Here is a 22,252-nt window from a genome sequence, read left to right on the forward strand (position 1 = left end):
GGTCACCTCAAAAATGGATCAGCCTGGGTGCGCTACCAGTAGCCCGCCCAGCCCAGCACATGCGTCAGCACGATGCCGGCGACAAAGCCGCCCAGCAACAGCAGCCCGGTGCCGAGCAGCCGGTTGGTGCGGCGCTGCTCCACCACCAGCATCGCCAGCAGCTTGTCCTGCTCGCCGTTGCTGGTCAGCGCGCGCCGCTCCAGGAACTGGTGCGCCAGGCGCGGGAAGTCGGGCAGCATCTTGGCCCACAGCGGCGCCTCCACCTTGACCCGCTCCCAGGCGCCCTTCCAGCCCACCTGCTCGTGCATCCAGCGTTCCAGGAAAGGCTTGGCGGTCTTCCACAGGTCCAGGTCGGGGTCGAGCTGGCGGCCCAGGCCTTCGATATTGAGCAGCGTCTTCTGCAGGAGCACCAGCTGCGGCTGGATCTCGACATTGAAGCGGCGCGAGGTCTGGAACAGGCGCATCAGCACCATGCCCAGCGAGATTTCCTTGAGCGGCTTGTCGAAGTACGGCTCGCAGCAGGCGCGCACGGCGCTTTCCAGCTCTTCGACACGGGTGTCTGGCGGCACCCAGCCGGACTCCACGTGCAGCAGTGCTACGCGGTGGTAGTCGCGCCGGAAGAAGGCGATGAAATTCTGCGCCAGGTAGTTCTTGTCGAACTCGGACAGCGCGCCGACGATGCCGAAGTCCAGCGCGATATAGCGGCCGAAGGTCTCGGGCTGCACCGACACCAGGATATTGCCCGGGTGCATGTCGGCATGGAAGAAGCCGTCGCGAAACACCTGGGTGAAGAAGATCTCGACACCCTCTTCCGCCAGCTGGTGCATGTCCACGCCGGCGGCCTTGAGCGACTCGGTGCGCGAGATCGGGATGCCGTGCATGCGCTCCATCACGAACACGGTGCTGCTGCACCAGTCCCAGAACACCTCGGGCACCAGCAGCAGGCTGGTGTCGGCAAAGTTGCGGCGCAGCTGGCTGGCATTGGCCGCCTCGATCATCAGGTCGAGTTCGTCGTGCAGATACTTGTCGAACTCGGCCACCACCTCGCGCGGCTTCAGGCGCTTGCCGTCGGCCCAGAAGCGTTCCAGCCAGGTGGCCATGTCGCGCATCAGCGCCAGGTCGCTGTCGATCACCGGCAGCATGCCCGGGCGCAGCACCTTCACCGCGACCTCGCGGCCGTGGCAGGGGCCGCCCTTGAGCGTGGCGAAGTGTACCTGTGCGATCGAGGCGCTGGCCACCGGCTGGTGCTCGAAGGTCTCGAACAGCTGGTCCAGCGGCCGCCCCAGCGCGCGCTCGATGATCTTCACCGCCACCACCGAATCGAACGGTGGCACCTGGTCCTGCAGCTTGGCCAGTTCGTCGGCAATGTCCGCCGGCATCAGGTCGCGCCGGGTCGACAGCACCTGGCCGAACTTGACGAAGATCGGGCCCAGCCGCGTCAGCGCCAGCCGCAGGCGCTCGCCGCGCGGCATCTCGAGCTTGCGCCCGATGGTGATGACGCGTACCAGGAAGCGGATCCTGCGGCTGCTGAAGCCCGAGAGCACCAGCTCGTCCAGGCCGTAATAGAGGATGACGAAGAGAATCTTGCCAAGGCGCAGGAGGCGGGTCATTCGGGAGTCTTCACAGGGCCGGGCAGGCAGTCATGTTGTTGGTGGATGGGATCGGGGCGCGGCCGGCTCAGCGGTGCGGCGACGGCAGCTTGCCGGACTGGCCCGACTGTCCGGAAGCCGGCGGCGGGCCGGCGCGCTCCAGCCGCTCCAGCCGTTTTTCGAGCCGGGCCAGGCTGTCGCGCAGCCGGCCCACGTCGGTGCCGAAGGCATCGAGCGCGGCGTGGCGCACCAGGGTCGGATGCTCGTCCAGCAGGTAGTCGGTGACGTTGTCGACCAGGGCGCGGCCCACGCGCGTGGCCTGCTCATGCACCTGGCGCGCGCCGTCGACCACGCGCTGCGCCACGCTGTCGCTCACCGGCCCGCCCAGGATGCCGCGCAGCGCGCGCGACAGGTCTTCGGCGGCGTCCCAGCGCAGGTTGCGCGCCAGCGTCGAGATGGTGTTGGCCAGCTCGGCGTCGCCCTCGATGCGGACATGGCGCATGGCGGCGGCCTGGCCGCCTTCGGCCACGTCGGCGGCCACCAGCGGCCACTGCTGCACCGGCACACGCAGCGTCACCGCGGGCGCCTCGGCCTCGGGCGCTGGTTCGGTGCAGCCGTGCTCCGTCACCTTCAGCGACAGCACGAAGGCGGCCGCATCGAAGCGGATCACGCGCCCGGCAAACGGCGTGAGCTGGTTGCGGGCCCACGGCTCCTGCTCAAGCAGGTGGTTCAGCGCCGAGATGGCGGGCATGGCCAGGGCGGAAGGCAGAGTATTCATGACAGCGCGGTTGGCGGGCAGGCAGCGACGCCGCAGGTCGGGCGTCCCAAACAAAAAAAGGCCCACGCTTTCGCGTGGGCCTCCATTCTAAGCTACTCCCCCCGGCGCATCACCGCCGCGGGGTGCGGCATCAGGACTCTTGCTGGATGCCGGCCAGCAGCCAGCCGCCGGTGCCGCTGGCAGGCTTGGCCAGGTTCCAGACCTCGCCGAACGGCTGGGCCGCCTCGCCGGACTTCTCGCGGATCATGCCCGAGAAGCGCACGCTGGCGATATGCTGGGCCGCAGCCGACTCGATGCCGAGCAGCTGGGCTTCCAGCGTGACCACGTCGGTCTTGTTGACCTCGGCGCCGCGGTCGGCCAGGTCCATCTTGATCTCGGCGAACATCTCCGGCGTGGTGAACTCGCGGATGTCGTCCAGGTTGCCTGCATCCCACGCGGCCTGCAGGCGCACGAAATGAACCTTGGCGTTGCGCAGGAAGGCTTCGGTATCGAAGTCGGCCGGCACGCCCCACGGCTGCTGGGCCACCGCATCGGCCGCGACCGGGGCTGCCGATGCTGCCGGCAGTACCGTATTGGCGGCCGGGCCTGCCGGGCTACCCGAAGACACAGGCGTCGGCTCGCCGCGGAACATGGGCTCGGCGCTGCGGCCCAGGTTCGGCGCGTTGCCGGCGCCGGCGTAGGCCGGCTGCTGGGTGCGCTTGCTGCCGCCACGGAACTTGCGGATCAGCCAGATCGCAGCGAACGCCACCAGCGCGATCAGGATCAGATTGGACAGGAAGCTCAGCGCCGCCCCGCCCAGACCGAAGTGCGACAGAAGCCAGCCGATACCCAGGCCGGCGGCGATGCCGCCCAGGATGCCGCCCCAGTTGCGCTTGGGCGCCGCGGCCGCGGCCGCGCCGGCCGCACCGGCCGTTGCCGGAGCCGCCTGCTGTGCGGGCTGCTGCGCCTGCTGGGTCGGCGAAGTGGGCTGCGGCGCCTGCTGGCGCTGCGTGACCGACTCAGATTGCTTGCCGATGCTGCGCGAACCGCCCATGCGCTTGGCATTGGCGTCGAACATTACTCCCAAGGCAATCGCGGTGATCAGCGACCCAACCAGGAATTTCCCACGAAATGACGACATATTCTGCTATCCCCTGTCAGTTTCATCCTATATGCGGGCGAGGCATGGCGATTTCAAGTCTTCTTAATACTTGCGCCCGACGTGGAGCGCCACCACTCCGGCCGTCAGATTGAAGTATTCGACATTTTCCAGGCCGGCATGTTCCATCAAGCGTACAAGTGAAGCCTGGTCTGGATGCATTCTGATCGATTCCGCGAGATAGCGATAGCTGGGGGCATCCCCTGCCACCCGCTCACCCAGCCACGGCAGCACCTTGAAAGAATAGACGTCGTAGGCCTTCTCCAGGGGTTTCCACACCTTGGAGAACTCCAGCACCATGACCTTGCCGCCCGGCTTGACCACGCGGCGCATCTCGGCCAGCGCGGCATCCTTGTGCGTCATGTTGCGCAGGCCGAAGGCCACGGTCACCAGGTCGAAGTGGTTGTCCGGGAACGGAATGCGCTCGGCGTCGCACAGGCACACCGGGGTGACGATACCCTTGTTCAGCAGCCGGTCGCGGCCCACGCGCAGCATCGACTCGTTGATGTCGGTCAGCCAGACCTCTCCGGTCGGGCCGGCCTGCTTCGCGAACGCCTTGGCCAGGTCACCGGTGCCGCCGGCGATGTCCAGCACCTTGTGGCCGGGGCGCACGCCAGCCTGGGCGATGGTGAACATCTTCCAGAGCCGGTGCATGCCGCCCGACATCAGGTCGTTCATCACGTCGTACTTGCTCGCCACCGAATGGAACACGCCGGCAACCTTGTCGGCCTTTTCCGCTTCGTCGACCTTTTCAAACCCGAAGTGGGTTTCACTCATCTTTCAGACTCCAGGGTAATCGGTTCGGCGCGGCTCAGTGATGGCCGCAGCCGTGGCCGCCGGCAGCGCCGGCGGCGGGCATCGGGGTGTCGCGGTCGGCGCCGGCGGCTTCCAGGCGCTGCAGGTAGTCCTGCCAGAGCGCGTCCTGGTTGTCGCCGAGGCGGTACAGCAGGTCCCAGGAATAGATGCCGGTATCGTGGCCGTCGGTAAAGCGGATCTGGATCGCGTAGTTGCCGACCGGCTCGACCGCGTTGACGCCCACCTCGCGCTTGCCGGTCTGCAGCACTTCCTGCCCCGGGCCGTGGCCCTGGACTTCAGCGGACGGCGAATACACGCGCAGCAGCTCGAACGGCAGCCGGAAGCTGCGGCCGTTGTCGAAGCCGATCTCCAGCACGCGGGATTGCGTATGGACGGTCAGCGCGGTGGGATGAGGGGTGTCTTTTTCCAGGCCTGCCATGATGATCGCGGCCCGGTTAGGGTCGCTCCTGAGGGGGTGATTGCCGCGCGATGCTGCCGGTACGGCACGGCATCACGCTTCGCATACGACCCGATAGCTTACCCCAGGCTCGCCGGCTTGCGCAGCCCGGGCCGCTTCCCCGTCCTGCGGCACGTAACGCAGGCGCCGTTGATGATAGGCCGCCACGGTGCTGCGGTGGGCAATACTGATGATGGCCGCCTGCGGCAGCGACTCCACCATCAGCCGGTACATGGCGCCTTCGGTTTCCTCGTCCAGCGCGCTGGTGGCTTCGTCCAGGAACAGGTAGTCCGGCTTCTGCAGCAGCGCGCGCGCGAAGGCCAGACGCTGCTGCTCGCCCGGCGAAAGCCGCAGCGCCCAGTTGTCGAACACGTCGAGCTGGTCCGCCAGCGCCGCCAGCCGCGCCTGGCGCAGCGCCGCCTGCAGCGCTTCCGCGCTATGCACGGTGCCGGCGTCCGGGTAAGCCAGCGCATCGGCCAGCGTGCCGATCGGCAGGTAGCTGCGCTGCGGCAGGAACAGCATGCGCGCGCCGTCGGGCATGGTCACGGTGCCGCTGCCGTACGGCCAGATCCCCGCCAGCGCGCGGAACAGCACGCTCTTGCCGCAGCCGGACGGGCCGCTGACCAGCCAGCGCTCGCCCGGCGCGACCGACAGCGAGAACGGCGCCACCAGCGGCCGTTGGCCCACGGCCGCGCTGCGCGCGGCGCGTACCGGCAGTGCCAGCGCCAGGCCGTCGATGGTGATGCCATTCTGCGGCTTGCCGGTATGTTCCACCTCGATATCGCGCACGCCGCCCGGCGCCAAGTCCTGGCGCTCGGCCACGCGGATCGCTTCCTGGAAATCGATCAGGCGGTTGGCGGCCGCCTTCCAGCCCACCAGCGTGGCGTAGCTGTCGACAAACCACGACAGCGCGCCCTGTACCTGGCCGAAGGCGGAGCTGGTCTGCATCAGGCCGCCGAGCGTCATCTTGCCGGCGAAGTAGCGCGGCGCCGCCACCAGGATCGGGAAGATGATGGCGAACTGCGCATAGCCGGAGCTGACAAAGGTCAGCCGCCGCGTATAGCGCATCAGCTGGTTCCAGTTGGCGCGGATGCGGTCGAAGCGCGCGCGCAGGCCGGCCTGCTCGGTGGGCTCGCCGCGGTACAGCGCCACCGGCTCGCTGTTCTCGCGCAGGCGCACCAGCGTGAAACGGAAATCCGCCTCATACTGCTCCTGCTGGAAGTTCAGGCCGATCAGCGGGCGGCCGACCACGTGCGCCACCAGCGAGCCGATCACCGCATAGCCCGCCGCGAACCACACCATATAGCCGGGGATGGTCCACTCGGTGCCGCCCAGCGCAAAGCTGATCGGCCCCGATACCGTCCACAGGATGCCGACGAAGGACAGCAGCGTCACCACCGAGTTGAGCAGCCCGAGCGACAACGACAGCGCGCCGTCCGTGAACAGGCGCAAATCGTCGGCGATACGCTGGTCGGGGTTATCGGTGGTGTGGGTCTGCTCGATGCGGTAATAGGCCTGGTGCCCGAGCCAGTGGCCCATGAAGCGGCCGGTCATCCAGGTACGCCAGCGCATCTGCAGCATCATGGTGTAGTACTGGCGCGAGATCGCCGCCACGATGAAGAACGCCGCGATCCACGAGAAGCGCAGCAGCAGCACCTTGAACGAGGCGTAGTCGCGCTGCTCCAGCGCGTTGTAGAACACGCGGTTCCACTCGTTGAGCAGCACGTTGATATAGACGATGCCGAGGTTGAGCACCACCACCAGCGCCAGCAGGCCAAGCCCGGCGAGGCGGTCCTCGGATTTCCAGTAAGGCTTGATCAGCGCCCACGTGGCAGCCATGCGCAGCCGGCTCTGGATCTTGAGGGCCCTGGCAGGGACGGCAGGGCCCGGTACGGTGACTGAGGTCGGAGTGGAGGACATAGCGGCAGTGCTTGGCCCGTCAGCGGATGCCGGCCGGGCTTGTTGTTCTGGATACCGTGGCGGCAGGCCACGGCGGCAACAGCATTCAGACGGTCACGGCCAGGCGTGGGTTCCGCGCGCCCCTCAGGCGTCGCCGGCTTCGAGCAGCGAAAGCGCCGTACGCAGCGCCGGCAACCGGCTGGCCAGCTCCTGCACGCGCACGGCATCCGCCGCGCGCTGCGGCGCGGCCCAGATTGCCTCGGGGAAATGGGTGTCCCAGCGGTAGCGCGGGATGATATGCCAGTGCAGGTGCGGCACCATGTTGCCAAAGGCCGCCAGGTTGACCTTGTCCGGCGCCATGACCTCGCGCACCACCCGTTCGACACGTGCGACCAGCCGCATCAGCCAGGCCTGGTCGGCATCCTCCAGGTCGCTCAGCTCGGCCACGTGATCGTTCCAGACGATGCGGCAGAAGCCCGGGAAACGGTCATGCTCGACCAGGATCAGCCGGGCGCGGTCGCCCATCCAGACCAGTTCGCCGCCGTCGGTCTCGCACAAGGGGCAGTTGGGTACGCGTGCCATCGTCGAGATTTAAACCAGCACCCGCTCGATACCGCCGGCGTTCGCCTTCGCGACGTACTCCGGCATCCAGTTTTCCCCAAGCAGATGCTTCGCCATCTCGATCACGATGTAATCCGCCTGCACCGTGGCATCTTCCTTGTAGCGCGACAGCCCCTGCAGGCACGACGGGCAGCTGGTCAGGATCTTGACGTCGCCGGTGAAGCCGTCGGCGCGCAGCTTGTCGGCGCCCTTGGTCATTTCCTCTTCCTTGCGGAAGCGGACCTGCGTCGAGATATCCGGACGCGTCACCGCCAGCGTGCCCGACTCGCCGCAGCAGCGCTCGTTCTTCTCGATCTTGCCCAGGCCGGTGTTGCCGCCCATCAGGTCGTTGACCAGCTTGGTCGGGTCCATGGTCTTGATCGGGGTGTGGCAGGGATCGTGGTACATGTAGCGGGTACCGGTCACGCCTTCCAGCTTCACGCCCTTCTCGAGCAGGTATTCATGGATGTCGATGATGCGGCAGCCCGGGAAGATCTTGTCGAATTCATAGCCGGCGAGCTGGTCGTAGCAGGTGCCGCAGCTGACCACCACGGTCTTGATATCGAGGTAGTTCAGCGTATTGGCGACGCGGTGGAACAGCACGCGGTTGTCGGTGACGATCTTCTCGGCCTTGTCATACTGGCCGTTGCCGCGCTGCGGATAGCCGCAGCACAGGTAGCCCGGCGGCAGCACGGTCTGCACGCCCACGTGCCACAGCATCGCCTGCGTGGCCAGGCCCACCTGCGAGAACAGCCGCTCCGAGCCGCAGCCGGGGAAGTAGAACACCGCTTCCGTTTCCGGCGTGGTCGCCTTCGGGTCGCGGATGATCGGCACGATCTCGTTGTCCTCGATGTCGAGCAGCGCGCGCGCGGTCTTCTTGGGCAGGTTGCCCGGCATCTTCTTGTTGATGAAGTGGATCACCTGCTCGCGCACCGGCGCCTTGCCCACGGTCGCGGGCGGATGCGCGGTCTGCTTCTTGGCGAATTTCTTCAGCACGTCATTGCCGAGGCGCTGCGCCTTGTAGCCCCAGTCGATCATGACCTTGCGGGTCAGGTTGATGGTCTCGGGGTTGGTGGCGTTGAGGAAGAACATCGACGCCGCGGTGCCGGGGTTGAACTTCTTCTGCCCCATCTTGCGCAGCAGGTTGCGCATGTTCATCGACACGTCGCCGAAGTCGATCTTGACCGGGCACGGCGTCACGCACTTGTGGCACACGGTGCAGTGGTCGGCCACGTCCGAGAACTCGTCCCAGTGCTTGACCGAGATGCCGCGGCGGGTCTGCTCTTCGTACAGGAAGGCCTCGACCAGCAGCGAGGTCGCCAGGATCTTGTTGCGCGGGCTGTACAGCAGGTTGGCGCGCGGCACGTGCGTGGCGCACACCGGCTTGCACTTGCCGCAGCGCAGGCAGTCCTTGACGCTCTCGGCAATCGCGCCGATATCGCTCTGCTGCATGATGATCGACTCATGCCCCATCAGGCCGAACGACGGCGTGTAGGCATTGCGCAGGTCGGCGCCGGGCAGCAGCTTGCCCTTGTTGAAGCGCCCTTGCGGATCGACCTTCAGCTTGTAGGCGCGGAAGTCGCCGATCTCTTCCTCGGTCAGGAATTCCAGCTTGGTGATGCCGATGCCGTGCTCGCCCGAGATCACGCCGTCGAGCGACCGCGCCAGGTCCATGATACGGGCCACCGCGCGATGCGCGTCCTGCAGCATGTCGTAGTCGTCGGAGTTGACCGGGATATTGGTGTGCACGTTGCCGTCGCCGGCGTGCATGTGCAGCGCCACGAAGACGCGGCCGCGCAGCACCTGCTTGTGGATCTTCTGGGCTTCGTCCAGGATCGGCTTGAACTCGCCGCCGTTGAAGATCTTGCGCAATTCGGCGCGGATCTCCGCCTTCCAGGACACGCGGATGGTGCGGTCCTGCAGCAGGTGGAACACGGTGGCATCAGGCTGATGCTGCAGGCGCGCATCGAACTCCTGCCCCAGCAGTCCCAGCCCGTGCCCGATCAGCGAGGCCTTGGCCTGCGTCAGCGGCACGTCCATGTGGTCCTGCAGGTAACGCCAGCGCGCGCGGATCTCACGCAGCAGCGTCAGCGCGTGCTGCACGCGGTCTTCCAGCAGCTCGGCGCTGGGGATCTCGTTGGCGTCGTCGCTGCGGCCCAGCGGCAGGTTGCCGCGCGCGAAGAACGCTTCGAGCGTGTCGACCAGCTTGAGCTTGCTCTTGATCGACAGCTCGATATTGATGCGCTCGATGCCGTCGGTGTACTCGCCCATCCGGTTCAGCGGGATCACCACGTCTTCGTTGATCTTGAAGGCGTTGGTGTGCTTGGCGATGGCGGCGGTACGCGAACGGTCCAGCCAGAACTTCTTGCGCGCCTCGGGGCTGACGGCGATAAAGCCTTCGCCGCTCTTGCCGTTGGCCATGCGGATCACTTCCGAGGTGGCGCGCGCCACGGCGTCTTCATCGTCGCCGACGATATCGCCGATCAGCACCATCTTCGGGAAGGCGTTGCGCTTGCTCTTGGTGGCGTAGCCGACCGCGCGCAGGTAGCGCTCGTCCAGGTGCTCCAGGCCGGCCAGGATGGCGCCGCCGGGCTTCTTGGTCTCGGCGTCGAGGAAGTCCTTGATCTCGACGATGCTGGGGATCGCGTCGCGCGCCTGGCCGAAGAACTCCAGGCAGACCGTGCGGATGAATTTCGGCATGCGGTGCAGGATCCAGCGCGCGCTGGTGATGATGCCGTCGCAGCCTTCCTTCTGCACGCCGGGCAGGCCGGCCAGGAACTTGTCGGTGACGTCCTTGCCCAGGCCTTCCTTGCGGAACTTGCGGCCCTCGATGGCCAGCGTCTCGGTGCGCAGCACCTTCTCGCCCGGGGCGCGGTTGCCGTCCGACCATTTCAGTTCGAAGGTGGCCACCGGCACGTCGTGGATCTTGCCCAGGTTGTGGTCCAGCCGGGTGATCTCCAGCCAGTTGCCTTCCGGATCCACCATGCGCCACCAGGCCAGGTTGTCCAGCGCGGTGCCCCACAGCACGGCCTTCTTGCCGCCCGCGTTCATGGCCACGTTGCCGCCGATGCACGAGGCATCGATCGAGGTCGGGTCGACCGCGAACACCAGGCCTGCCTTGTCGGCAGCGTCGGCCACGCGGCGCGTCACCACGCCGGCGCCGGAGAAGATGGTCGCGACCTTGTGCGACACGCCCGGCAGGTCGGTTTGCTCCACCGGCCCGAGCTGCTCCAGCTTCTCGGTATTGATCACCGCGCTCATCGGCGTCAGCGGCACGGCGCCGCCGGTATAGCCGGTGCCGCCCCCGCGCGGAATGATGGTCAGGCCCAGTTCGAAGCAGCCCTTGACCAGCCCGGCGATCTCTTCCTCGGTATCGGGCGTCAGCACCACGAACGGGTATTCCACGCGCCAGTCGGTGGCGTCGGTCACGTGCGACACGCGCGACAGGCCATCGAACTTGATGTTGTCCTTCTGCGTGACCTTGCCCAGCACGCGCTGCGCGCGCTTGCGCAGGTCGTAGGCCGCGGCGAATTCGTTCTTGAAGTCCTCGATCGCCTGCTTGGCGAAGGCGACCAGCTGCTCCACGCGGTGCGAACGGTCCTCGGCGGCGGGCTCGGCGTGCTCGGCACGGTCGGCGGCGCGGCGCTTCTCGATCTCGTTCAGGCGGTGGTGCAGCGCGCTGACCAGCATCTGGCGGCGCTTGGGATTTTCCAGCAGGTCGTCCTGCAGGTAGGGATTGCGGCGGACCACCCAGATATCGCCCAGCACCTCGTACAGCATGCGGGCCGAGCGGCCGGTGCGGCGCTCGCTGCGCAGCTCGTCCAGGATGCGCCAGGCTTCCTCGCCCAGCAGGCGGATGACAATCTCGCGGTCCGAGAAGGACGTGTAGTTATAAGGGATTTCACGCAGGCGCGGCGGGGCGTCCTGCGCGGCGAGCTTGGCGTCGAGCACGAGTGGGGCGTTCATTGGGGGACCGCTTCCTGCTGCGCACGGGGACTGTGCGCGAATCGTTCATTAAAGGGCGATTGTACTTCAACCCCTGCTTTCGCCGCACCGCAACATAGAGGAATCCTTGTCGGAACAAGGGATTAGGCAGCTTTCTGGCCTGGCAATGGCGCCCCACGGTGGTGCCGGCAACGCACCGGATCAGAACCAGGCCTTGAACGTTTGCGCAATGTTCTGCCAAAAACTGTCCGGGATCCAAAGCAGGCTGGCGGTCATGAACAGATAGCGGATGAACTTGCCGACCGCCATCCAGGCCAGGCTGGGCCAGAAGGAGAGGCGCAGCCAGCCGGCTAAAGTGCACAAAGGATCACCAATGCCGGGCAACCACGAGAACAGCAGCGTAGGCGGCCCAAGCCGGCGCATCCACCGGAAGTAGCGCGCGTCGAGCTTGGGCTTGGGCGGTTTGCGCGCGTGCTCGCGGTGCTCCAGGTGCTCACGGTCGTGCTCGCGCGCCCGGCGCCGCTTGTGGTAGCGCACCAGCGCCAGCTTGGCGGCATAGCCCAGCCACCAGTCGATGGCGCCGCCCACGGTGTTGCCGGCAGTGGCCACCACGATCGCCGGCCAGAACATCTGCGGGTTGAGCTTGACGTAGCCGAACACCGCCGGCTCCGAGCCCAGCGGCAGCAGCGTGGCCGAGATCAGGCTGACCACAAAGATCGCGGGCAGGCCCACCTTGGGCAGGGCAATGGTTTCGAACAGCCAGTCGAAGAAGGCTTCCATGTCAGGGTGAGCAAGGGGGCCGGGCCATTCTAGCAGCGGCCCTGCCAGGACCCCGCCCCGCGAATGGGGAGCGGGCAAACCACATGGCACCTGTGCTGGATTTGTGATTAACTGTTAGAGCCTGTTGTGGCCAATCGTTCGCCGGCCGCAGCATTCGCGCCAGCATTGAAGCCGCTCGCCGCGTGCGCTGGCGCACCTACAGCAGTTGTAGCGGCAGCACCAATATCACGAATTAGCCGTCCTATAGCCGTCTTAAGCGGCAGTACCGCGTCGTGGCCAGTCCCACGCAGTTCTTTCGGGATTTCGGGCAATTGGTCATGCGCGTCCACCCCACATGGAGACAAGCATGGCGATTCCGATCCGCCTGACGGTCAACGGCAAGCCCGTTGACGCGCAGGTAGAACCCAACACCCTCCTGGTCCAGTTCCTGCGCGAACAATTGCGCCTGACCGGCACCCACGTCGGCTGCGACACCGCGCAGTGCGGCGCCTGCACGGTCCACCTGGATGGCCGGGCGGTCAAGTCGTGCAATATCCTCGCGGTCCAGGCCGACGGCGCCGCCGTGACCACCATTGAGGGCCTCGCCGCTCCCGGCACGCTGCACCCGATGCAGGAAGCCTTCCGCGAATGCCACGGCCTGCAATGCGGCTTCTGCACGCCGGGCATGGTGATGAGCGCCACCGCGCTGGTGCAGGAACATCCGGGCGCCGACGCCGCCACCATCCGCGCCCACCTGGAAGGCAACCTGTGCCGCTGCACGGGCTACCACAACATCGTGCGCGCAGTGCAGCAGGGCCAGGCGGCCATGCAGGGCACCGCCGCCAGCGCTGAATAAGGGGGACCGGCCATGAACGCACCCGAAAGCCAGCGCCTGGTAGGCGCGCCGGTCAAGCGCAAGGAAGACTATCGCTTCCTGACCGGCAACGGCCAGTACACCGACGACATCGTGCTGCCGCAGCAAAGCTACGCGTACTTCCTGCGCTCGCCGCACGCGCATGCGCGCATCCGCTCGATCGACAAGACCGAGGCCCTGGCCGCGCCCGGCGTGATCGCCGTGCTGACCGGCGACGAGCTGGCGGCCGACAAGGTCGGCGGCCTGCCCTGCGGCTGGCTGATCCACAGCATCGACGGCTCGCCGATGAAGGAGCCGCCGCACCCGGTGATTGCCCACGACAAGGTGCGCCACGTCGGCGACCAGGTCGCGCTGGTCATCGCCGAGACCCTGCAGCAGGCGCGTGACGCGGCAGAGAAGATCGACGTCGACTATGAAGAGCTGCCCGCCGTGGTCAGCGCCGCGGATGCCGCCAAGGCGTCCACCCTGGTGCATGACGACGTGCCGGCCAACACCTGCTACACCTGGGGCCACGGCGACAAGGCCGCCACCGACGCCGCCTTTGCCAAGGCCGCGCACGTGACCACGCTGGACATCGTCAACAACCGGCTGATCCCCAACGCGATCGAGCCGCGCGCGGTCAATGCCAGCTACACGCGCCAGGACGACAGCTACACCGTCTACGTGGCCAACCAGAACCCGCACGTCGAACGCCTGCTGATGGGCGCGTTCGTGCTGGGGCTACCCGAATCGCGCCTGCGCATCATCGCACCGGACGTGGGCGGCGGCTTCGGCTCCAAGATCTTCCTGTACCCGGAAGACGTGGCGCTGACCTGGGCCTCGAAGAAGATCGGGCGCCCGGTCAAGTGGACCGCGGACCGCTCCGAGTCCTTCCTGACCGATGCCCACGGCCGCGACCACGTGACCAGGGCCGAGCTGGCGCTCGACGCCGACGGCAAGTTCCTGGCGATGCGGGTGCATACCACCGCCAATATGGGCGCCTACCTGTCGACCTTCGCCAGCAGCGTGCCCACCATCCTGTATGCAACGCTGCTGGCGGGCCAGTACGCCACGCCCGCGATCTACGCCGAGGTGCAGGCCGTGTTCACCAACACCGCGCCGGTGGATGCCTATCGCGGCGCCGGCCGGCCCGAGGCCACCTATGTGGTCGAGCGCCTGGTAGAAACCGCCGCGCACGAGATGAAGATCGACCCGGCCGAGCTGCGCCGCAAGAATTTCATCCGCCAGTTCCCGTACGCCACGCCGGTGGGCCTGACCTACGACACCGGCGACTACGAGCCGTGCCTCGCGCGCGCGCAGGAGCTGGCCGACGTCAAGGGCTTCCCGGCCCGGCGCGACGAAGCGAAGCAGCGCGGCAAGCTGCGCGGCCTGGGCTATTCCTGCTATATCGAGGCCTGCGGGCTGGCGCCGTCGAATATCGCCGGCGCGCTGGGCGCGCGCGCGGGGCTGTTCGAGGTGGGCGAGATCCGCGTGCACCCGACCGGCACCGTGACCGTGTTCACCGGCTCGCACAGCCATGGCCAGGGGCACGAGACCACCTTCGCGCAGGTGGTCGCCGACCGGCTCGGGCTGCAGCTGGACCAGGTCGAGATCGTGCACGGCGACACCGGCCGGGTGCCGTTCGGCATGGGCACCTATGGCTCGCGCTCGCTGGCGGTGGGCGGCTCGGCCATCGTCAAGGCGCTCGACAAGATCGAGGCCAAGGCCAAGAAGATCGCCGCGCACCTGCTGGAAGCCGCCGACACCGACATCGAGTTCAGCAACGGCGTGTTCCGCGTGGCCGGCACCGACCGCACCAAGACCTTCGGCGAAGTCGCGCTCTCCGCCTACGTGCCGCACAACTATCCGCTCGACAAGCTGGAGCCGGGCCTGAACGAAAACGCGTTCTACGACCCGACCAACTTCACCTACCCGTCCGGCGCCTATGTGTGCGAGGTGGAAGTCGATCCCGATACCGGCGAGTCGCAGGTGGTCAAGTTCACCGCGGTGGACGACTTCGGCAACATCATCAACCCGATGATCGTCGAAGGCCAGGTCCATGGCGGCATCGGCCAGGGGCTGGGCCAGGCCATGCTGGAGCAGTGCGTCTACGACAACGACAGCGGCCAGTTGCTGACCGGCTCGTACATGGACTACGCCATGCCGCGCGCCGGCGACCTGCCCGACTTCACCGTCGAGACCGCCACCGGCACGCCCTGCACCCACAACCCGCTGGGCGTGAAGGGCTGCGGCGAGGCCGGCGCGATCGGCTCGCCGCCGGCGTTCATCAACGCGCTGGTGGATGCGCTCAGCCCGCTGGGCGTGAAGGACATCCAGATGCCCGCCACGCCGCACCGGGTCTGGCAGGCCATCCAGGCCGCCCGGCCGTGACCCACGCACACCGCAAAGGAAACCGACATGTACGCATTCAATTTTGAACGCGCCGCGGATGCCAAGGCGGCCGTGGCCACGCTCAGGGCCGATCCCGACGCCAAGTTCCTCGGCGGCGGCCAGAGCCTGCTGGCCGCGATGAAACTGCGGCTGGCCGCGCCCTCCGTGCTGGTGGACGTGGCGCGTATTCCCGGCATGGCCGAGATCCGCGTCGAAGGCAATGAGATCGTGGTCGGCGGCGCCGCGCGCCATGCCGATGTGGCCGAGCATGCCGAGGTGCGCCGGCGCATCCCGGCGCTGGCGGCACTGGCCGGCGGCATCGGCGACCGCCAGGTGCGCGCCATGGGCACCATCGGCGGCGCGCTCGCCAATGACGATCCCGCTGCCGACTATCCCGCGGGTGTGCTGGGGCTCGGGGCGACCGTGGTCACCGACCGCCGCACCATCGCCGCCGACGACTTCTTCAAGGGCCTCTATGAGACCGCGCTGGAACCGGACGAGCTGATCACCGCGGTGCGCTTCCCGATCCCGGAGCAGGCGGCCTACGCCAAGTTCCGCAACCCGGCCTCGCGCTTCGCGCTGGTGGGCGTGATGGTGGCGCGCACCGGCAACACGGTGCGCGTGGCGGTGACAGGCGCGGCCGACAGCGTGTTCCGCTGCCAGCCGCTGGAGCAGGCGCTGTCGGCCGCCTTCACCGCGCAGGCGGCGCGTGGGGTGAAGGTCGATGCGTCGACGCTGAATGCCGACCTGCATGCGTCGGCGGAGTACCGGGCGCATCTGATCCCGGTGCTGGCGGCAAGGGCAGTGGAGGCGGCGGCGAAGGGGTAGCGCTTCGCCGCCGCTTGTTGTCTCCCCTCTCCCGCACGGCGGGAGAGGGGAGCAAACCGCCGGCGCTTTTGTGGCGTTGGCACACAAGATTGCTCATGCTTCCCACCTCCATCGACGACACCATCGCCCAGCTGGAACGCCAGCAATACTTCGCCGACCGCGAGACCGCCACGGTGCTCTATCTCGCCCTGCGCATGCAGCGGCCGCTGTTCCTGGAAGGCGAGCCCGGCGTCGGCAAGACCGCCATGGCGCAAGCGATGGCGGGCGTGCTCGGCACGCGGCTGCTGCGGCTGCAATGCTATGAAGGGCTGGACGCCGCCAGCGCGCTGTACGAATGGGACTACCCGCGCCAGATCATGGCGCTGCGCCTGGCCGAGGCGCGCGGCGAGCGGCCCGAGGCGCAGTCGCTGTACCACGATGACTACCTGCTCAAGCGCCCGCTGCTGGAATCCCTGCTGCCCGACCCCGCCGCGCCCGACGTGCCGCGCGTGCTGCTGATCGATGAGATCGACCGCGCCGACGAGCCCTTCGAAGCGTTCCTGCTGGAGGTGCTGTCCGAATTCCAGGTGTCGATCCCCGAGATCGGCGTGATCCGCGCCGAGCGCCCGCCGCTGATCGTGATCACCTCCAACCGCACCCGCGAAGTCCACGACGCCCTCAAGCGCCGCTGCCTGTACCAGTGGATGGGATACCCCGAGCGCGACCGCGAACTGCAGATCGTGGCCGCGCGCGCGCCCGAGGCCGCCGCGGCGCTGCAGGCCCAGGCCATCGACTTTATCCACCGGCTGCGCGGCATCGACCTGTTCAAGGCGCCGGGCATCGCCGAGGCCATCGACTGGTGCCGCGCGCTGTCCGCGCTGGGCGCGACCGAGCTCGATCCGCAGTCCGTGCGCGACACGCTGGGCGTGCTGCTCAAGTACCAGGACGACCTGGCGCGCGTGGACGGCCCCACCGTGGCCGAGCTGCTGGCGGGTGCCACGCCGGGAGGCTGAAGATGGCCACGCTGCACGCCGCCGCACGGCCCGCCGCACCGGCCCTGCCGGTGCTGGCGCGCAATGTCACGCACTTCATGCGGCTGTTGCGCGACGGCGGCTTCGCGCTGTCGCCGGCCCATGCTGTCGATGCCTTGGAGGCGCTGCGCCATATCGATATCGGCCAGCGCGACGAGGTACGCGCCGCGCTGGCGGCGCTGGTGCTGTCCGGCCCCGACCAGCGCCCGCTGTTCGATGCCGCCTTCGACCTGTTCTGGCGCGATCCCGACTGGGAAGGCAAGCTGCGCGCGCTGCTGCTGCCGCGCGTCGACAGCGGCGCGCCGCCACCGAAACGCAGCAACCGGCTGGCCGATGCCCTGGCCGCGCGCCAGCCCGAAGCGCAGTCACGTCCGGCACAGGCCGAAGCCGAGCGCATCCACGTGCCGCTGACCTTCTCCGACCAGGAACGCCTGGCGCAGCGCGACTTTGAAACCCTGACCGCGCAGGAATGGCGCGCGCTGCAGCACCTGGTGCGCACGCGCCGCGCCCACCTGGCCTTGCAGCGCACCCGCCGCCTGCGCGCCGCCACTTGTGGCACCCATGCCGACCTGCGCGCCAGCGCGCGCCTGGCGGTGCGCCAGCATGGCGAGTGGCTGCGCTGGAAATTCCGCAAGCACGCCGAGCGCAAGCCGCCGGTGGTGCTGCTGCTCGACATCTCCGGCTCGATGAGCCAGTACTCGCGCGCGGTGCTGTACTTCTGCCATGCGCTGATGCAGTCGCGCGAGCGGCTGTCGGTATTCCTGTTCGGCACGCGGCTGACCAACATCACGCGCTCGCTGCGCGAACGCGACCCCGACGAGGCCGTCGCGCTGATCACCGGCCAGGTGCGCGACTGGGCCGGCGGCACCCGCATCGGCGCGGCGCTGGCCAGCTTCAACCGCCATTGGGCGCGGCGCACGCTGTCCGGGCGCGCCACCGTACTGCTGGTCACCGACGGCCTGGACCACGAGCATATCGACCTGCTCGGCGACGAAATGGCACGGCTGCGCCGCTTTGCGCACCGCATCGTCTGGCTCAACCCGCTGCTGCGCTACCCCGGCTTCACCCCGCAGGCGCGTGGCGTGCAAGCCATCCTGCCGCACGTGGACGCACTGCGCCCGGCCCATAACCTGGACAGCCTGCTGGCGCTCGAGACGCTGCTGTCCGACCATGGCGGCCCGCCCCGGGCCGCCACCCCTGCCCTCGCCAGGCACAACAAGGAAGCCCCGCCATGGAAATGAACCAGAGCCAGCGCCTGCCGGTCCCGCAGCAGGTGGCATGGGAAGCGCTCAACGACACCGAGCTGCTCAAGCACTGCATCCCGGGATGTGAGAGTATCGAGCCCGACGGCGACAACGCGTACCAGCTGGCCCTGACGGCCGCGGTGGGCCCGGTCAAGGCGCGCTTCAAGGGCCGCATGGCACTGGAAGACATCCAGGCCCCCGACAGCTACACCATCCGTTTCGATGGCCAGGGTGGCGCGGCGGGATTCGGCAAGGGCAGCGCCCAGGTCCGGCTGGAAGCAGACGGTGACGAGACCGTGCTGACCTACACCGTCAACGCCCACGTGGGGGGCAAGATCGCACAGATCGGCTCGCGGCTGGTGGACGCCGCGGCGCGCAAGATGGCAGACACCTTCTTTGCGCGCTTCACCGAGGCCGTCACCCCTGACGCCACCGACGAAACGCCAGCGGCCGAGAGCGCCCCCGCCGCGGCCGCCGGCGACAATGAACCAACAGAGGAACCGAAGCGGAAACGATCATGGACAGCGTGGATCTCGAAGTCCTGAAGAACAGCGTGCAGTGGCAGCAGCAAGGCCATCGCGTGCTGCTGGTCACGGTAGTGCGGACCTGGGGCTCGTCGCCCCGGCCCGAAGGCGCGATGCTGGCCGTGCGCGACGACGGCCTGGTGGTGGGCTCGGTCTCGGGCGGCTGCATCGAGGACGACATCATCGACCGCGTGCGCCGGCAGGGCATCACCGCCGACCACCCGGAAGCGATCAAGTACGGCATCAGCGCCGAGGAAGCCCACCGCTTCGGGCTGCCGTGCGGCGGCACCATCGAGCTGGTGACCGAACCGCTGACCCCGGCCAGCGGCATCGCCGAGCTGCTCGATGCCGTTGAGAACGGCCGCCTGGTCGCGCGCACGCTCGACATGGCCACCGGCACCGCCACGCTGGGCCCGGCCAACGCCACCGACGGCCTGGTGTTCGACGGCAAGACCCTGCTGACCATCCACGGCCCGCGCTACCGCATGCTGGTGATCGGCGCCGGGCAGCTGTCCAAGTACCTGTGCCAGATCGCCGTGGGCCTGGGCTTCCAGGTCACCGTGTGCGACCCGCGCGAGGAATACACCGAGACCTGGGACATCCCCGGCGTGACCATGGTGCGCACCATGCCCGACGACACCGTCACCGACATGAAGCTGGACGAGCGCTGCGCCGTGATCGCGCTCACGCACGACCCCAAGCTGGACGACCTGGCGCTGATGGAAGCGCTGCGCACCCGCGCCTTCTACGTGGGCGCGCTGGGTTCGCGCCGCAACAACCAGGCGCGCCGCGAACGGCTCAAGGAATTCGACCTGACCGAGCTGCAGCTGGCGCGGCTGCATGGCCCCGTGGGCATCTACATCGGCAGCCGCACGCCGCCCGAGATCGCCATCTCGATCCTGGCCGAGGTGATCGCGGCCAGGAACCACGTATCGCTGCCCGACATCCTGCAGGTGGAAGGCGCCAAGGCCGCACGCGAGATGGCTGCCGGCACCGGCAGCAGCTGCGACGTCGCGCCCGATCCCACCTGACGACCTCGCAAGTGCCGCCATGACTGCCGCCCCCAACGCTCCCCTGCTCCGCACCGACCTGCCCACCGGCATCCTGCTGGCCGCAGGCTACGGCCGCCGCTTCGACGCCGCCGGCAAACGCAACAAGCTGCTGGAGGTGCTGCCCGGCGGCCGCTCCGTGGCCTGGCGCAGCGCCCGCACGCTGGCCGCGGCGCTGCCGGAATCGATCGCCGTCATTCGTCCGGGCAACCCGGCACTGGCGGAGGAACTGCGCCGCGGCGGCTGCCGCGTGCTGGAGTCGCCCGACGCCGAAGCCGGCATGGGCGCTGCCCTGCGTGCTGCCGTGGCCGCCACGCCCGAAGCGCGCGGCTGGGTGGTGGCGCTGGCGGACATGCCCTGGCTGCCGATGGAACTGATCCGGGCGGTGGCATTGACGATCACCGCGCCGGACACCATCGCCGCCCCTTGGCGCAACGGGCAACGTGGGCATCCGGTGGGTTTTGGCGCAGCCTGGCGCGAGGAATTGCTGAAGCTGGATGGGGATGAGGGCGCGCGGGCGTTGCTGAAGGACAAGCCTGTGACGCGGATCCTGACCGAGGATGAAGGGGCGTTTCGGGATATTGATACGCCCGGGGATCTGAAGTGACCCCCACCAACCTCACCCGATCCCCTCCGCCAGCTCGCTCGTCTTCACCGCCATGATGAAATCATTCCGGTGCAAGCCCTTGATCTTCTTGGTCCGCCACGACACCGTGGCATGCCCCCAGCCAAAGCTGATCTCGGGATGATGCCCCTGCGTCTCGGCCAGTTGCCCGACGCCGTTCACGAACGCCAGCGCCTGCGCGAAATTGCCGAAGGTGAAACGCCGTTCGATCCGCGTCGCGCTATCGACCAGCTCCCATCCCGGCGCCTGCTGCAATAGCATCTCGGCTTCAGCCGGCGTCAGCGGCGGCACGCCGCCACGGCAAGGCGTGCACGATTGCGCTGCCAGGTCTTCGCTCATGGTCATGCTCCCCGACCGGAAGAACAGCCCGCGCCTCAGGCCCCTTCGGTCTCAGTCAGTGCGCGCAGGAACTCGCTGCTCCACCAGTGCACATCCTGCGCGCGGATGCGCTCCAGCAATTTCTGATGCCGCTGCTGGCGCTCGGCCAGCGGCATGTGCAGCGCCTGCTGGATCGCCTGCGCGGTGGCGCGCGTGTCGTACGGATTGACCAGCAGCGCCTCGCGCAGTTGCTCGGCGGCGCCGGCAAAGCGCGACAGCACCAGCACCCCCGGGTCCTCGGGGTCCTGCGCGGCGATGAACTCCTTGGCCACCAGGTTCATGCCGTCGCGCAGCGGCGTCACCAGCGCCACGCGGCTGGCGCGGCACAGGCCGGGCAGCCGCTTGCGCGCGGTGGTGCGGTGGATATAGCGCACCGGCATCCAGTCCAGCTCACCGAACTCGCCATTGATGGAGCCGCTCAGCTGTTCCATCTCGCGGCGCAGGTCGACGTAGGCATCGACCGACTCGCGCGAGGGCGCGGCGATCTGCACCAGCGTTGCGCTCGAACGGTTCTCTGGGTACTCGGCCAGCAGCCGGTAGAACGCCTTGAGCCGCTGCGGCAGGCCCTTGGAATAGTCGAGCCGGTCGATGCCAAGCAGCAGCCGGCGGCGCGCGTACTGCGCGCACATCATCTCGTAGGTTTCCTGCGCGTCCGCTCCGCGGCCCAGCTCCATGAACTCGTCGACGTCGATGCCGATCGGGAAGGCCTGCGCCCGCACCGTGCGGTGGAAGGCGCGGTAGCGGTGCTCGCCCATCGGCTCGGCCTGCGCTTCGGCCTGCACATAGCGCGAGAAGTGCTCGACATCCGCATGGCTCTGGAAGCCAAGCAGGTCGTAGGCAAACAGTGCGCGCATCAGCCACTCGTGCTGCGGGATGGCGGCCAGGATCAGCGGCGGCGGCAGCGGTACATGCAGGAAGAAGCCGATCTTCTGCCCGCAGCCAATCGCGCGCAACTCTGACGCCAGCGGGATCAGGTGGTAGTCATGGATCCAGATGATGTCGTCGGGCTGCAGCAGCGGCGCCAGCTTGCGCGCGAACAGCTGGTTCACGCGCCGGTATCCGTTCAGGAAATTGGAGTCAAAGTCCGCAAGGTCCAGCCGGTAGTGGAATACCGGCCACAGCACGCCGTTGCTGTAGCCCAGGTAATAGGCGTCGTGGTCCTCGCGGCTCAGGTCGACGGTGGCCAGCGTCACGTTGCCGGCCTGCTGCAGATGCAGGTCGCCTTCACCGGGCGTGCCGCCCTGGGCGGTTTCCAGCGCCTTGCCGCTCCACCCGAACCACATGCCGCCGGTCTGGCGCAGGGCTTCGGATAGCGCCACGGCGAGGCCGCCCGCCGCCACGTTGCGGGGATCGGCGACCCGGTTGGATACCGCTACAAGTCTTGGCATAT

The 22,252-nt window shown here is 68.0% G+C and carries 19 protein-coding genes; 8 read left to right on the top strand and 11 right to left on the bottom strand.

What is annotated here, in order from left to right:
• Positions 1–32 precede the first annotated feature (32 nt).
• The 9 genes from ubiB to I6H87_RS04845 form a co-directional block, all read right to left on the bottom strand.
• Positions 33–1,610 (bottom strand): ubiquinone biosynthesis regulatory protein kinase UbiB, encoded by a 1,578-nt coding sequence (gene ubiB, locus I6H87_RS04805; RefSeq protein ID WP_010813941.1) that lies wholly within the window; start codon positions 1,608–1,610, stop codon positions 33–35.
• Positions 1,611–1,677: 67 nt separating this feature from the next.
• Positions 1,678–2,367: a ubiquinone biosynthesis accessory factor UbiJ gene (locus I6H87_RS04810; protein ID WP_041687137.1), complete on the bottom strand. Its 690-nt coding sequence runs from the start codon at positions 2,365–2,367 to the stop codon at positions 1,678–1,680.
• Between the two features lie 130 nt (positions 2,368–2,497).
• On the bottom strand, positions 2,498–3,487 hold the full coding sequence (locus I6H87_RS04815) for a Tim44 domain-containing protein (RefSeq protein ID WP_011614522.1): 990 nt from the start codon (positions 3,485–3,487) through the stop codon (positions 2,498–2,500).
• 63 nt (positions 3,488–3,550) lie between these two features.
• Positions 3,551–4,282, bottom strand: coding sequence for a bifunctional demethylmenaquinone methyltransferase/2-methoxy-6-polyprenyl-1,4-benzoquinol methylase UbiE (ubiE, locus tag I6H87_RS04820; RefSeq protein WP_010814445.1), 732 nt, complete (start codon positions 4,280–4,282; stop codon positions 3,551–3,553).
• A 34-nt stretch (positions 4,283–4,316) separates the two neighbouring features.
• Positions 4,317–4,739: a gamma-butyrobetaine hydroxylase family protein gene (locus I6H87_RS04825; RefSeq protein ID WP_011614521.1), complete on the bottom strand. Its 423-nt coding sequence runs from the start codon at positions 4,737–4,739 to the stop codon at positions 4,317–4,319.
• A 72-nt stretch (positions 4,740–4,811) separates the two neighbouring features.
• Positions 4,812–6,677 carry an ABC transporter ATP-binding protein/permease gene (locus tag I6H87_RS04830; protein WP_011614520.1) on the bottom strand — a complete coding sequence of 622 codons (1,866 nt, stop codon included), beginning with the start codon at positions 6,675–6,677 and terminating at the stop codon, positions 4,812–4,814.
• Between the two features lie 123 nt (positions 6,678–6,800).
• Complete coding sequence (locus I6H87_RS04835) at positions 6,801–7,238, bottom strand: HIT family protein (protein WP_011614519.1); 438 nt, start codon at positions 7,236–7,238, stop codon at positions 6,801–6,803.
• Positions 7,239–7,247: 9 nt separating this feature from the next.
• The gene (locus I6H87_RS04840; protein WP_011614518.1) at positions 7,248–11,222 is read right to left on the bottom strand and encodes a DUF3683 domain-containing protein; all 3,975 of its coding nucleotides are present in this window, start codon (positions 11,220–11,222) and stop codon (positions 7,248–7,250) included.
• Positions 11,223–11,402: 180 nt separating this feature from the next.
• A complete protein-coding gene (locus I6H87_RS04845) occupies positions 11,403–11,981 on the bottom strand; it encodes a YqaA family protein (RefSeq protein WP_011614517.1) in 579 nt (192 codons plus the stop codon).
• Between the two features lie 346 nt (positions 11,982–12,327).
• Between I6H87_RS04845 and I6H87_RS04850 the strand changes: the two genes are divergently transcribed.
• From I6H87_RS04850 to I6H87_RS04885, 8 genes are all read left to right on the top strand, one after another.
• On the top strand, positions 12,328–12,816 hold the full coding sequence (locus tag I6H87_RS04850) for a (2Fe-2S)-binding protein (RefSeq protein WP_011614516.1): 489 nt from the start codon (positions 12,328–12,330) through the stop codon (positions 12,814–12,816).
• A 12-nt stretch (positions 12,817–12,828) separates the two neighbouring features.
• A complete protein-coding gene (locus I6H87_RS04855; RefSeq protein ID WP_011614515.1) occupies positions 12,829–15,204 on the top strand; it encodes a xanthine dehydrogenase family protein molybdopterin-binding subunit in 2,376 nt (791 codons plus the stop codon).
• A 27-nt stretch (positions 15,205–15,231) separates the two neighbouring features.
• Positions 15,232–16,032: an FAD binding domain-containing protein gene (locus I6H87_RS04860; protein WP_010814437.1), complete on the top strand. Its 801-nt coding sequence runs from the start codon at positions 15,232–15,234 to the stop codon at positions 16,030–16,032.
• Positions 16,033–16,127: 95 nt separating this feature from the next.
• The gene (locus I6H87_RS04865; protein ID WP_010814436.1) at positions 16,128–17,024 is read left to right on the top strand and encodes an AAA family ATPase; all 897 of its coding nucleotides are present in this window, start codon (positions 16,128–16,130) and stop codon (positions 17,022–17,024) included.
• A gap of 2 nt (positions 17,025–17,026) precedes the next feature.
• Complete coding sequence (locus tag I6H87_RS04870; protein ID WP_010814435.1) at positions 17,027–18,283, top strand: vWA domain-containing protein; 1,257 nt, start codon at positions 17,027–17,029, stop codon at positions 18,281–18,283.
• A complete protein-coding gene (locus tag I6H87_RS04875) occupies positions 18,274–18,831 on the top strand; it encodes an SRPBCC family protein (protein WP_011614514.1) in 558 nt (185 codons plus the stop codon). Before I6H87_RS04870 ends, I6H87_RS04875 begins: the two co-directional genes overlap by 10 nt.
• Positions 18,804–19,841 (top strand): XdhC family protein, encoded by a 1,038-nt coding sequence (locus I6H87_RS04880; protein WP_010814433.1) that lies wholly within the window; start codon positions 18,804–18,806, stop codon positions 19,839–19,841. The genes I6H87_RS04875 and I6H87_RS04880 overlap by 28 nt, the downstream gene beginning before the upstream one ends.
• 19 nt (positions 19,842–19,860) lie before the next feature.
• Positions 19,861–20,466, top strand: coding sequence for a nucleotidyltransferase family protein (locus I6H87_RS04885; protein ID WP_010814432.1), 606 nt, complete (start codon positions 19,861–19,863; stop codon positions 20,464–20,466).
• A gap of 12 nt (positions 20,467–20,478) precedes the next feature.
• Here I6H87_RS04885 and I6H87_RS04890 read toward each other — a convergent pair whose 3' ends face one another.
• Both I6H87_RS04890 and otsA read right to left on the bottom strand, forming a co-directional pair.
• Entirely contained in the window at positions 20,479–20,823 is a 345-nt protein-coding gene (locus tag I6H87_RS04890) for a 4a-hydroxytetrahydrobiopterin dehydratase (protein WP_010814431.1), read from the bottom strand.
• A 35-nt stretch (positions 20,824–20,858) separates the two neighbouring features.
• Positions 20,859–22,250 (bottom strand): alpha,alpha-trehalose-phosphate synthase (UDP-forming), encoded by a 1,392-nt coding sequence (otsA, locus tag I6H87_RS04895; RefSeq protein ID WP_010814430.1) that lies wholly within the window; start codon positions 22,248–22,250, stop codon positions 20,859–20,861.
• Positions 22,251–22,252 lie beyond the last annotated feature (2 nt).

This window comes from Cupriavidus necator, assembly GCF_016127575.1.
Classification (GTDB): domain Bacteria; phylum Pseudomonadota; class Gammaproteobacteria; order Burkholderiales; family Burkholderiaceae; genus Cupriavidus; species Cupriavidus necator_D.